General features: G+C 56.7%; 8 protein-coding genes and 1 pseudogene. 3 read left to right on the forward strand and 6 right to left on the reverse strand.

The window, feature by feature from the left end; all coding sequences use genetic code 11:
* Positions 1-136 precede the first annotated feature (136 nt).
* From Pla52nx_RS15370 to Pla52nx_RS15395, 6 genes and pseudogenes are all read right to left on the reverse strand, one after another.
* Complete coding sequence (locus Pla52nx_RS15370; protein ID WP_146523548.1) at positions 137-1,132, reverse strand: AAA family ATPase; 996 nt, start codon at positions 1,130-1,132, stop codon at positions 137-139.
* A 92-nt stretch (positions 1,133-1,224) separates the two neighbouring features.
* Positions 1,225-2,547, reverse strand: coding sequence for a hypothetical protein (locus Pla52nx_RS15375; RefSeq protein WP_146523524.1), 1,323 nt, complete (start codon positions 2,545-2,547; stop codon positions 1,225-1,227).
* Positions 2,547-3,359: a DUF4129 domain-containing protein gene (locus Pla52nx_RS15380; RefSeq protein ID WP_146523523.1), complete on the reverse strand. Its 813-nt coding sequence runs from the start codon at positions 3,357-3,359 to the stop codon at positions 2,547-2,549. The genes Pla52nx_RS15375 and Pla52nx_RS15380 overlap by 1 nt, the downstream gene beginning before the upstream one ends.
* A gap of 50 nt (positions 3,360-3,409) precedes the next feature.
* On the reverse strand, positions 3,410-4,408 hold the full coding sequence (locus tag Pla52nx_RS15385) for a hypothetical protein (protein ID WP_146523522.1): 999 nt from the start codon (positions 4,406-4,408) through the stop codon (positions 3,410-3,412).
* A complete protein-coding gene (locus Pla52nx_RS15390; RefSeq protein ID WP_146523521.1) occupies positions 4,398-5,525 on the reverse strand; it encodes a stage II sporulation protein M in 1,128 nt (375 codons plus the stop codon). The genes Pla52nx_RS15385 and Pla52nx_RS15390 overlap by 11 nt, the downstream gene beginning before the upstream one ends.
* A 239-nt stretch (positions 5,526-5,764) precedes the next feature.
* A pseudogene (locus tag Pla52nx_RS15395) lies at positions 5,765-6,661 on the reverse strand (RDD family protein); the annotation flags it as partial.
* Here Pla52nx_RS15395 and Pla52nx_RS15400 point away from each other — a divergent pair.
* The 3 genes from Pla52nx_RS15400 (at position 6,660) to Pla52nx_RS15410 (ending at position 13,669) form a co-directional block, all read left to right on the forward strand.
* Positions 6,660-6,980, forward strand: coding sequence for a hypothetical protein (locus Pla52nx_RS15400; RefSeq protein WP_146523519.1), 321 nt, complete (start codon positions 6,660-6,662; stop codon positions 6,978-6,980). The pseudogene Pla52nx_RS15395 and the gene Pla52nx_RS15400 sit on opposite strands and share 2 nt — an antisense overlap.
* Positions 6,981-6,986: 6 nt before the next feature.
* Positions 6,987-8,675 carry an Nramp family divalent metal transporter gene (locus tag Pla52nx_RS15405; RefSeq protein WP_146523518.1) on the forward strand — a complete coding sequence of 563 codons (1,689 nt, stop codon included), beginning with the start codon at positions 6,987-6,989 and terminating at the stop codon, positions 8,673-8,675.
* 1,268 nt (positions 8,676-9,943) lie between these two features.
* A complete protein-coding gene (locus Pla52nx_RS15410; RefSeq protein ID WP_197455116.1) occupies positions 9,944-13,669 on the forward strand; it encodes a PVC-type heme-binding CxxCH protein in 3,726 nt (1,241 codons plus the stop codon).
* Positions 13,670-13,693: the final 24 nt, after the last annotated feature.

Raw genomic sequence — 13,693 nt, forward strand, 5'->3', positions numbered from 1 at the left:
CGCTCGACGTTCCACGTCGATAGCGTGCTCCCCATTGAGCTTCCATCACACGATGCGTTGAGTGGCACAACACGGATGGCGATTCACGCTATCGATCTGGAAGATCGAGCGACTTTGGCTTGTCGTTCGCCGTCGATCAATCCCTCGGCACTTCGATACCTCGGATCATTGCTGACAGTTCTTCGTCGGAACTTCGACCTTCGATCTCCGCTTCCGCTGTCAACTGCACTCGGTGACGAAGCGCCGGAATCGCGACTTCGACCACATCGTCAGGGATCGAATAATCACGCCCGGCAAACCCTGCCAAGGTTCGTGCCGATTGCATTAACGCCAATCCCGCCCGAGGCGATGCTCCGATGTGAAATGCGGGCCATGATCGTGTTGCTCGCACGATGGAGTTGATGTAATTGACCAGTGAATCCGTGATGCGAACCGTACCGCATAGCTGGATCATCTGTTGGACCAACTCTGGGTTGGTCAATACTCTGATCTCATCACGCAAACGCTGGTTCAGATCGATTTGGCGGCTGTGCATCCGCAAAATGTCGGCTTCTTGTTCGGCGGTCGGGTAGTCCACCCGCAGCTTGAACATGAATCGATCCAACTGGGCTTCGGGCAAGTTGTACGTGCCCTCGCTCTCGAGCGGGTTTTGCGTCGCGAGCACCAGGAACGGCTTGGGAACCTTGTGGCTCGTACCGTCGATCGTCACACGGTACTCCTGCATGATCTCCAGCAAGGCCGCGTGAGTCTTTGCGGGCGACCGGTTGATCTCGTCCGCCAGCAAGAGCTGAGTGAAAACCGGACCTGGGCGAAAACGAAATTCGCTCTGTTGCATGTCGAACACGGGAGCGCCGGTGATGTCCGACGGCATCAAGTCGGCAGTGAACTGGATGCGACCAAACTCACACCCGAGGACTTGACCCAAGGTCCGTACGAACAGCGTCTTGCCAAGACCTGGAACCGACTCGATCAACACGTGACCACCGGAGAACAGAGCGGTCAAGGTTCCCAGCACCAATTCGTCCTGGCCGACAAAGAGCTTTGCGACTTCGGACGAAACGGCTTCGTAAAGTTTCTTGACCGGCGCAAACTTTTCACTCAGACCTGATGGCGGAGCAGTGGGCGGCGTCATGTGTTCTGCAGCGGCGACCGGTGGAGGTTGCTGTGGTGTAGCCGGCGGGGTGACTTGTGGCTGATTGGATTCTGGGGGGACGTTACTCAAGTTCATTTCCTCGGGGACTCAATGATTTGCGTCTTGTGTAGTGATTCGGGCATTACCCATGATCCAACCGTTTCGCCGCGGACACGGACCATGTAGTCACTGATCTGTCGATGGGCAAATTGGGCACCCCCGTTTTTTCGCATCAGTTGTGCAACGGCGTCCAGGTGATCTCCAAAATCATTTTGGCTGCCCCGGTCGATTTTTTTGGCGCGTCCAAATATCGGCAACATCATCAGACAGGCGATCAATCCGAGCAAGGCGGCGTGGACGGTCACGAGACTGATCGGATAGACCGTCAACAGTTCCATGCCCGCCGATTTCTCAACCGTGTTCGATGTTTCACTGATCGGCAGGTCGCCAGGTGCATTGCAAAAGCCTGCGATCGGATCGGTCTGCGTGGGGCTCGATTGTGAAATCAGAGTGCCCAACAATTGACGATTTGACGGCCGCGTCATCGCAAAGTTGGTCAGCAGCGATCCGCCAGCGACCACCAAAATTCGTGAGTTCGGCCAATTCGTACTGGTGATTTTTGCGACGATGGAATCGGAGTCCGCGTTTGTGATTTCGCTATCGAAGTCGACTTCTGTGTTCGACTCCTGCAATTCGACGTAACCGCCCCAGGATGGAGCGTTGGGGCCGGTGGGGCCGATGGAGAATCCTGAATAGGCCGTTGAACCGGTCTGATTGCCGGTATTCGAATCATGCGGCTGGATGATCCATTCCAGTCGCACTGAACTTTCATCGCTCTCGCTGCTCTCTGCGTTTGATGCGTCAGAGTCACCTTGTCCACGACCCTCTGCGATCAAGTCACGCGCGACGGAGTCCTGGAGTTTTGGCTTCAGATCAAACCATCCATTGGACGTGATGCTGCTGCGATTGAGTTGCCACCGTTGCTGCTGATTCAACGCTTTGGCATATCGTCGTCGGTACTCCAGTCGCTCGCTCGGCGCTGCCCCTGGTCTTGCTTGCCGCCAATAGTCGGCTTCGCTGCCACTGTCGGGAACGATATAAACGAGCGTCCGATTTCCCTGAGCCAGCCAACTCTCCATCCAGTTCGTCACCGGTCCTGAGATCGGCGAAAGATAGACGGGCGTCCAAACGATCGTGTCAATCTTTCGGATCCGATTGGAAAGCCTCGTCACATCGCGGTCCTGGAACCCCGCTTTCACGTAGGCGCCACGCATCGCCGTAAATCCGTTCACGCTGGAACGACCGCTGAATCCCTTGGACGATCCATACTGAGTGGAGATCCCTTCGCTGCCGCATCCCGAGAAGACGCATAAAATCAGTGCTGTCAACAGCAGCACCGCGTGCGACGTACGCATCAGGCTGCCTCCTTTGTACGAGACACGGCGGTTTCCATCATCTGGTTCTGCTGCCAAAGCTGTCGGAACTCGGCTGATGTCAGCGAATGGTTTCCGAAGAAGGATCTCTCGAACGCGGTTGCGGTCTGACGAAGCCAGTTTCCACAATCCGCGTTGGCCATTCTGGTCTCTCGAACGTATTTTCCGTTGGTTTTGCCACGACTGAGTCTCAGCAAGCCGTGCCCATCCAGCAACAGCAACTGATGTCCGAAAAGCAAGATGATGGCTTGATCAAACTGTCCGGCGTTCATCAAACGCTCCGCTTCACTACGTGGATTGACATCCGTCCGTCGCAATTCAGCAGGCAGCTCTTCGATCCGTCGCAGCATCTGCTCGTCGGGGGTGTGCTTGCCAGTCTTGCTGGCATTGGCGTTTGCCGAGCCCATCTCAAATTCCGTCTTGCTGAGTGCGAACAGGATCAGGGCGACCAAACCGGCGATGATCAAGGCGACCAAGACCCAAGCCCAAGCATTGCCGACAGTGAACCAGCCTGTTCCTGCTCCGGCGCCGGGCGCGGCGGCGGGTGTAGCAGCCGAGCTTGCCGGCGCGGCCTTTACTTTCTTGGGCTTGGGCAGCCAGCGACTGCCACGGTTGATCGAATCGTCCGATTGAGTTCGCACGGGCACAGACTTTATTTCACCTTGATCGGCATCAAACCAAGGTGCACCGCTGAGCATCTCCTGGACCGGCGGAACCGAAACTTCGCTTGGTGGGGACAGCGGATCCTGCGCGATTGCTGGAATTGAAAATAGGGCGAATATCGCGATAGCCATGATGAGAGGGACGCAGTTCCCTTTTCGCGATCGCGATTCAAAAGCGACGGTCATGACCCCACCCCCGCTGTTTGGTCTTGTTTGACCGTCGTCTGAGCAACACGCTTGGCATTGATAGAGCGAGGATCTTGTGCGATCGGTGAATCTTCGTCGCCAAACTGTCGCATCGCTTCGGCACGCAACGCCAACTCCACATCCCAGCCTTCGAATCGAATGCGAGTGTCGAGGTAGGCCAACAAACGCACCAGAACAGCAATTCCAGAGATCAGCCAGAGCGACAGTGGAAAATAGACCAGCAACGTCATCAGTCCCAGTTTCCATTTGCCCGTGATCACACCTTGAACCCAAGTCATACCGTACAGAAAACTGGCGCCGATCACGATCAGGGTCATGCCGATGACAATGAACCGGCTGCCGACATCGCCGCCCCCGGGACCATGCAAAGCCTTGGACCGACGTCTCAACGTGATCGCGGCTGGATCTTTGGATCGTACCGGACACATTTCCAGGACGATCATCTCGGGCAAGAACGGGCGTGCACCGCGGACGATCAACGCCCAAACCAACAGCATTCCCAGCAAGAACACATCGACTGCCGCATCACCATCGCTGCCCCACATCATTGCGGCAAGCACCATTGCCGGAACTGCCATGCGATAGATCGCCAATCGTGGAAACCATCTCCAGAACTGCGAACGAGCCTTCTTGATTGCGCTGCGAACCGTCGGTCGTTGTTCAAAGACGGCTTCGCCAAGGTAGATCGTCGTCACGATTCCCGCCGCAGGCGTTTGCAGAAACACCAACACGCACATCCACCATCCGTATCTCAGCAACTGAGCCCTCGCCTCTTCGTCCTCCAGTCCATAGCTGGCTTCGCGAATGGGCAACCAGTACAGCAACAATGCATTGAGTAGCACCCATGGCGCGGCGCCGATTGCAAACGCCCCGAAGATCGCCCGTGGATAATGCCGTAACATGATCAGCGACAAATCGCCGATCTCGGACAGCGTTCGCACACGGACTTTGACATGAGTCTGATCAAGTTGCATGGCGACCTCCGGAAATGAATCCGGCCGGTGGCGTCGCATCAACAGCATTGAATGTTGGCCCGTGCTCGCTGCCATCCATCAATTCGTCGTACGACACGGCTCGGATCGGCGACTCGCTGGCGGCACTTTGACTGGGGAAGCCAAGGATGACGAAATAGAAACTGATCAACCCGGACGTGACCACCGACCAAGTGACTTTGAAAAGATAGGGTGCCGCGCTGGGCGACAGGAACCCTTCCGTGAAAGCCGCCAAGATGAACATCACGGCCGACGCCGTCATGATGGGAACGGCCCGACGACCACTTTCACGCACCGATTCTGATCGTGTCAAACCGCGAGTGCGAAACAAGCCCATGCCGATTCGCAAACCCGCGCCGGCGGACAGTGCAATCGCCGTCAGTTCCAACGGACCATGGGCGGTCACGAAATTAAAGAAATTGTCCGCGCCGTCGATGCCTTCGCGAGACATGTACCCAAAGGTGGAGCCAAGCACGATGGCATTGAAAGCCAACGTGAAGATACACGGTATCAACAAAATGCCGCCGGCGAAACACTTCAGGCCGATGCTCGTGTTGTGCTGAATGTAGAACGCCGCCCGAGGCGCATACTCCATCGAATTCACGCCGAGCGAATTGGTAAAGGATTCACTGGTCTGCTCCAACGTCTCGGTCCCACAGATCGCCTCGGCCACACCTGGAAACGTCGACTCGGCAGCGCCGATGTACATCGAGAGAGCAAACAGGCCAAAAAACACGATCGTCGCCACTCGGACGCATCCATCGGCAAAGATCTGCTGCGGGGCTTCCTCGAAAAACATTTTCAGCCAACTCGTCGGCTGGAATGATCCGACGCGATAGAGTTGGTTGTGGGCTCGGGCGACCAAGCGGTGCAAGTAAGACACCGTGCTGGGAGGCAACTGATATGCGTCTGCCAAGGCCAGATCGGCGCATGCGGAGCGGTACAGCGTCGCAAAACGGGCCACTCCCGTCGCTCCCTGATGATTTGGATGCAAACGAGCCGATTTACTGGTCTTGCCACGTACTTCCATCGACTCGCACAGTTGCTCCAACTCCGCCCACTGCTCTCGACGTTTTTCCAACAGCAGGGCAACATTCATGACGTCTGCTCCGTTGATCGGCTCGCATCCGCGACATTCGGTTTGTCCGCATCGGTGATATTGCTGGAAACAATCGGAGGCGGCTCGATGACTGCAGCTCCATTGTTGTCGGTGATCTCCTGCGCTGGCAGGACGGGCGAGTGCGGATCGATCTTGGTTGCTTCGGACGCGATGATCGGTTGGATCGTTTCTCGTTGGGATCGTAAACCCATCGTCAACGGTGTCTTTCCATTGTCTGCGGAGGGCAATTGTTTCGCTGCGTCTCGTAGCAGCGGACTGTAGCCGGCGAGGGGACCAAGGTCGGCGGGTTCTGCGGACGAGTCCGCCAGGAACGTTTTATAATACAACGCATAGAGCAACAGGTCGGGATCGATGTCACGCTGAAACTCGAATCGTTCGATCAGTTTATCGGTCAAATGTCGCGCGACCTCACGACGTCTCGCCGGTGTGAGATAGTGGCGTCGCTCGGCGTACGTCGCCAGAGCCCTCGCCATGCTGCGGGTCACGCGGTAGTCGCCGGGAACAAAAGCTGCCAAGGCAGGAACACGCGCGTCGTCGACTTTGGCAACCGGCAGCCGCCAACTGCGTTCATCCACCACCACCATCGTACCGGCCGCGAGGTCGCCCAAACGCTGCAGACGTTTGGTGGAAACCATGCATGCCAAGCCGATCACGCCGGTCGCCAAGATCGGCACGGGCGCCGCGTCGACGAACAACAACGTCAGCGGGGCGATCGGCATCAAGTCAGCGACACGCAGCAGATTTCGCAGAATCGCGCTGCGACCATTGACCGGTCGCCCGTCGACATCAATCACGCGGATGCCGCACATCCATTTTCCCACAGTGCGACCATTGAAACGTGCTTCCATGAAGCTGCCGTAGAACCAGCTCACCAGGAAATACATGATCACACCGATCGCCATTGCGAACGTGCCGAAGAACCCCGAAAAGAAACTCATCATGCCGCCCACAATCAAAATCAACACGCCCGCGACGATGATGATCGCCCATCGCACGACCAAATCGACCAAGTAAGCAGGCAGGCGACGAAACGGACCCGCCAACTGATACTCAAAGGCGATGTTCTCGGGTGTCACCACGCCGATCGTCGTGTCGAGCGGTTGATTGGCAGCCATGCAATCCGGAAAAGGTCGAGAAGCGTTGGTGTGGCGAATGATTCTCGCCTGTCCGCTCGGCGAAACGATCTTGCGGGACTGGTTGAATCGGATCGATCAGCCTCAGTCCAACAGTGATCCTCAGATTATCGCCCCGCCGGGGGACGCATTGCAACCTGCCACGACGGCTTCCTACAAGATCTTTCGTGATCCGCACACGTCGGTTGTTCTGCCGCAACATCACTTGAATTCCGTTTTGGTCACAAAATGTCGGCCGCCGAAGCACAATGGCGGACTCCGTTTCGGCTATCATCCTGCCAACACCTCCCCCCTACGGTGACAGCACATGCCCGAATCGCCATCCCCTGGCCAGAACTCGGACGACTTGCCGATCAACCAGCAGCCCCCAGAGGGCGATGCTCTCGATCCGTCGTCACAAGACCCAGTGTCACAAAGCGTCGATCCGCCCACCACCTTGTTTCGCATGCTGGCCTGCGTCGGCCCGGGACTCATCGTGGCCGGCTCGATCGTGGGCAGCGGTGAGCTGATTGCGACGACCAAGACGGGCGCCGAAGCAGGTTTCAGCTTGCTGTGGCTGATCCTGCTGGGATGTGTCATCAAAGTCTTTGCACAGATTGAGTTTGGACGTTACGCGATCACGAGCGGCAAAACGACCCTCCAAGCATTGGACGAGGTTCCCGGGCCACGTTTGGCCGGTCGCGGAAATTGGCTGGTCTGGTATTGGGTGTTGATGTGGTTGGCCAGTATTTCCCAGCTCGGTGGAATCGTAGGCGGAGTGGGTCAAGCCCTTGCGATCAGCGCGCCGATCACTCAAGCCGGCCAGGAGTACAACGTTACCGCTGATGACATTCACATGCGACGCTACGAAGAGTATCGCAGCCAAGTCGTCCGGGATGGCGGCGCCGAGTCGACGGCGGTCATCGAGCCTGTTGAATCAGTCGATGCTGAGCTGATGGATGCAACCAAGGACGTTGTCGAAACAGAAGCATCTCGATGGAGCGAGTACAACGCCAAGCACGGCGTTGACTCCGATGGAAACCCCAGCGTGCCGCACGACGCAGCGATCTGGGCTGCGATCGTTGCCGTCCTGACCAGTTTGGTCCTGGTGTGGGGACGCTACGGCCTGATCCAATCGCTCTCCACCATCCTTGTCGCTTCGTTCACGTTGCTGACCGTTTTCAACTTGTTCCTCTTGCAAGGCCAACCAGAGTTCAGTGTTCGATGGTCCGAGTTTTGGTCTGGCTTGATGCCGTCATTGCCAGAACGCACCGCCGGGATCAACCCGATCGGCACCGCGCTCGCCACCTTCGGAATCATCGGCGTGGGGGCCGCCGAGCTGGTCGTCTATCCGTATTGGTGTTTGGAAAAAGGGTACGGCAAATTCACCGGAGTCAACGACGGCAGTCCCGCGTGGCGTGAACGTGCCGCCGGTTGGATGCGAGTCATGCACATCGATGCGTGGGGATCGATGATCGTCTACACTTTTGCCACCATCGCGTTTTACTTACTCGGTGCGGCAGTCTTGCACCGCTTGGGATTGAACCCGGAAAAGAACGACATGGTGCGAACGCTGGCGGTCATGTTCCGTCCGGTTTTTAGCGAGTGGGCGGCGATGGTGTTTCTCTTCGGTGCATTTGCCGTGCTCTACTCGACATTCTTTGTCGCCAACGCCAGCCACGCCAGGACATTCTCCGACGCCTTGCGTGTGGTCGGGCTGATCGCGGAGGATGAAGTCACCCGGGAGCGTTGGATCCGTATCCTCAGCGGCGTTTTTCCGATTCTGTGTCTGGTGATTTTCTTGGCCTTTCAAGCACCCGCGCAACTGGTACTGCTGAGCGGGGTGGCACAAGGAATCATGCTGCCGATGCTCGCCGGCGCGGCGTTGTTCTTTCGGTACAAACGTGTCACCGAAGGCCTGACGCCGGGACGCTGGTGGGACCTGATGCTCTGGCTCTCCGCCGCCGCCATGCTGGTCACCGGCGTCTGGACCGTAGTGGACAAGTTCTTGAACTAGTGCGTCGTCCAGTCTTAGAACGCGGGGTCCGATCAATGAGCCGTTTTGGCGTTAGCCACGGTTTTCGCGACTCTTAGAACGCGGGGTTCGATCAATGAGCCGTTTTGGCGTTAGCCACGGTTTTCGCGACTCTTAGAACGCGGGGTTCGATCAATGAGCCGTTTTGGCGTTAGCCACGGTTTTCGCGACTCTTAGAACGCGGGTTTGATCAATGAGCCGTTTTGGCGTTAGCCACGGTTTTCGCGACTCTTAGAACGCGGGTTTGATCAATGAGCCGTTTTGGCGTTAGCCACGGTTTTCGCGACTCTTAGAACGCGGGTTTGATCAATGAGCCGTTTTGGCGTTAGCCACGGTTTTCGCGACTCTTAGAACGCGGGTTTGATCAATGAGCCGTTTTGGCGTTAGCCACGGTTTTCGCGACTCTTAGAACGCGGGTCCGATCAATGAGCTGTTTTGGCGTTAGCCACGGTTCTCGCGACTCTTAGAACGCGGGTCCGATCAATGAGCCGTTTTGGCGTTAGCCACGGTTTTCGCGACTCTTAGAACGCGGGGTTCGATCAATGAGCCGTTTTGGCGTTAGCCACGGTTTTCGCGACTCTTAGAACGCGGGGTTCGATCAATGAGCTGTTTTGGCGTTAGCCACGGTTTTCGCGACTCTTAGAACGCGGGGTCCGATCAATGAGCCGTTTTGGCGTTAGCCAAGGTTTTCGCGACTCAACCGTGGCTAACGCCAAAACGGCTAACCCCAAAATCAAGTCTGGACGATGCACTAGAGCCCCAGACGGACTAAAGCGGGACTGCTCAAAGTTTGGGGTTGTCACGTTTTTTTGATGCCACCGTCTTATTCCTCGTGGCACCTCCCCCAAGGAACTTGGGGGAGGTCGAGCAGAGCCGTTCAGGCGAATGCGAGGGAGGGGGCATGCGCGCCGGTTAAACACATCAATGCGCATTGCCCAGCGCAGGCCCCCTCCCGGATCTTGCTTCGCTCGATCCGACCTCCCCCAAATTCTTTGGTGGAGGTGACAGCAGACCCGCGCAAACACAAAATTCCACAACATAAAACTTTGAACGGTCCAGCCCAATGCCGCCATCCGCATCGCTAACGCGTCAATTCGCCCGCTGACGATTCGGGAAAACCGCTCTATACTGAGTGGACCGCATCAAGAATCGATTTGAGTACCGATTGGTTCTCACTGCGCAGTCCCACCTTTTGCCGAACGATCGGCCTCTCTTTCTAATTCAACCATTTGATGAACCCGGATCGTCTGATGAAATCCTGCCCGTCGTTGCTCCCACTCTACGCCCTCTCGCTGATTTTCGTTCTGGTCCCGATTGCGTCCGCCGACTCGGCTAAGTTGTCCCTGTCGCCCGAACAAAAGGTCGCCGTGATCGGCAACTCTCTCGCCGAGCGGATGAATCTTTTCGGCGATTTTGAAACACGCTTCCAGCTTCGCAACGCCGGAAAGAAAATTCAGTTTCGTAATTTCGGCTGGCCGGCCGACGAAGTGGCTAATCGGCAACGCCCCAACAGCTACACGACGATCGACGATCCCCTGAAGATCTACTCGCCGAACGTTTTCTTGTGCTTCTACGGTTTCAACGAGTCGTTCGCCGGGACATCACCAGAAACGCTCGCCGCTTTCCGTGACGCTTATCGCCAAAACATTGCCAACATGGCATCGACCTACGGCGCGGACGGCAAAGCTCAATTTGTCCTGATCAGCCCCACCGCTTTCGAAAAGTCAGACAACCCGCTCGCGCCTGACGCGGATCAGATCAACGCAGCACTGGCAGCGTACACCCAAGCCATCCAGGAGGTCGCACAGTCAGACGGGCATCTGTTTGTGGACTTGTTCACTCCCACATCTGAACTGTTCAACGCAACCATCGGAGCTCAGTTCACGATCAACGGTGTCCATCTCAACGAGGCGGGCGACCGAGTTCTGGGGCGACTGCTCGATGCCGCATTGTTTGGCAGCGAAGCCACTGCAGATTCTGAAAGCGACCTGTTCAAACGCATCAATCGCTGGGTGAACGACAAGTCCTGGTATCACTTGCAAGACTACCGCATGCTCAATGGTTGGTACGTCTACGGTGGACGCCGAACGTGGGACACCGAAACGTTCCCGACCGAATATCGCAAGATCCGCAATATGGTCCAGGTGCGTGATCAGTACATCTGGGACTTGGTAGCCGGTCGACCGGTACCCGACGAGCCCGACGATTCGAACACCGGCAGCGTCTTCACCCCCGAAACCATGTTCGGCACACGCGACGAAAACTTTCGCCAAATGCGTGAGCCCAAAGAATTGCGTTACCCGTCGCCGGAGGAATCGATCGAGATGATGTCGATCCCCGAGGGTTTCAAAGTTGAGTTGTTCGCGTCGGAACGAGAGTTTCCCGAACTGGCCAACCCCAATCAAATTGCGTTCGACTCGAAAGGACGCCTGTGGGTTTCTTGCATGGCCAATTATCCCCAGTGGCAACCCGGGGCCGCCAAACCGAACGATCGCTTGCTGATCTTGGAGGACACGGACAACGACGGCAAAGCGGACACTTGCAAGACGTTTTATGACAAGCTCATCTGTCCCACCGGATTCGAGTTCTACAACGGCGGCGTGCTGGTGGTCGATGAACCACGTATCCTGTTCATCAAGGATACCGACGGGGACGACGTGGCTGATGAAGTCACCCATTTGATCGACGGGATCGCTACCGATGACACTCACCATACCGTCGGTGCTTGGGAGTTCTCGCACGGCGGCCAACTGCACATGCTGGAGGGCGTTTCTCTGTCAACAACGATGGAGACTCCCTGGGGACCCGTCCGCAATCGCAATACCGGAGGCGTCTACACGCTTGACCCGGTGACGCTGCAAATGAGCCACTATCGAACGCCGGGATACGGCAACCCTTGGTGCATGGTGTTCGATCCATGGGGCAACGGAATCGTCGGTGACGGCACCAACGCAAAACAACACTGGATCGCTCCGCTGGCGGGCAAAGAAGTCCCGTCGCGGAAAACGCTGACACCGGTGTTCGACAACGAAGGCATGCGTCCTGCGGTGGGCAACGAGTTCTTGCTCTCCCGGCACTTGCCTGACGAAATGCAAGGCCAATTCATCTACGCATGCGTGATCAACATGCACGGTATGCCCCGGTTCAACTTGCGTTACGAGTCCAACGGGGCGGGCTACCAAGGAGAACGGGTCGACGATTTGCTCTCCTCCACCGACATGATCTTTCGCCCTGTCGATCCCAAGATCGGACCCGACGGAGCGATCTGGTTTGGCGATTGGTGCAATGCACTGATCGGTCACATGCAGTACTCGCAACGTGACCCCAATCGCGACCATACCCACGGTCGTGTCTACCGCATGATCAACACCAAGAAGCCATTGTTGCCCGTGGTGGACTACAGCAATGCATCGATTCGCATGATGTTGGACGATCTGCGCGTTCCTGAGTTGCGAACCCGCTATCGCATCCGTCGAGAGTTGCGAGCGCGTGACCGCGCTGAGGTTTTGGCCACGGTGCGACGCTGGGCGGCGGAACAGACCGACGCGCTGCAACTTTGTGAAGCCATGTGGATTCAAGAGAGTTTTCGTGAACTCGATCCGTCATTGTTGGCACGGATCCTATCGGAGTCGGACTACCGGGCGCGAGCCGCAGCGATCAACGCGATCACCAACGAACGCGATCGCGTGGACGGGTTTCACGATTATCTGGCGGCTGCCGTGAAAGACCCGCACCCGCGGGTTCGACTGGAAGCCCTTCGTGGAATCAGTTTTTTGGAAACGCCCGACGCAACCGAACTTGCGTTGGCCGTCAGCGACCAGCCGATGGACCATTGGCTGGAATACACGATGGAACACACGCTGCAGGCCTTGGAGCCACAATGGTCTGAGCAGCAGAAGAATGAAAACTTCCTTGCCAACAGCAGCGAGCAAGCGAAGAAGTATTTTCAACGCTACGTCCGCATGTCCGGCCCGGGCGGAGACGCTGTCATTCCACTGGAAATCGCGGAGAACGTAGACGGTGACATGAGGGGTCGCTATCAAGCCGTCCGCATGCTAGCGGGCATCCGCGGCGGCAACGCTGATCGCGGTGCCAATGTTTTCAAACAAGTCTGTTCGGCTTGCCACATGATCGGTGATCTCGGCAAAAAGTTCGGCCCTGAACTTTCTGACATCGGACAACGCATGGACACGGAGAAACTGATCCGGTCCATCTTGATGCCCAATGATGAGATCGCAAAAGGATACGAGACGGTTCAAGTGCTGGATGTCGACGGTAAAGTCACCAACGGTTTTGTCTTGGCCGAAACCGATGAGAAGTTGACGTTGGGGGTCGCAAACGGAAAAACGGAAGAGATCTTGAAGGACGACATCGAGCTGACCAAGCCGATGAAAGCAAGTTCGATGCCCGAAGGTTTGATCACGCAAATCGCGCCGATTGAGTTTTTGGATTTGGTTGAGTTCCTCAAACGGCAGCGGGCAATCGGCAAGTCAACTCAGCGGGGATGGATCTCGCCGACATACCGAACCGCTCCCAAACTGCGAGAACACAACGGCGTCAAAGAAATCGCGTATGATGCAGCCTTGAAATTCGGACCCCATTTTGCCGACGGTGGATACAACGAAAACGCCCACCTCTTTCTGACGACAGTCGAGCCCGATGGTTGGCGATTCTCGTTTCACAGCGTCGAGAATGTTGACGATCCGTACATCACGATCCGGCTCAAGAAATCCTCGACGTTGAAACACATGTGGCTTCGCAACCGCGCCGAACCCCAGTTCTATCAGCGGGCCAAAGGACTCACCGTCTGGGTCAGCCAGGACGATGAGAACTACACGAAAGTATGGTCAGCGGAGAATCTCGGCGCGGAATGGATGATTGATTTCCCGCCGGATACCCAAGCCCGCTACATCCGAATCGGAATCGAGGGAAATGGGATCTTTCACCTTTTGCAAGGCGCGGTCTACGGTGAGTAATCCGATGGACCGAACTCAATCAAG

It is taken from the genome of Stieleria varia, assembly GCF_038443385.1.
Lineage (GTDB): Bacteria > Planctomycetota > Planctomycetia > Pirellulales > Pirellulaceae > Stieleria > Stieleria varia.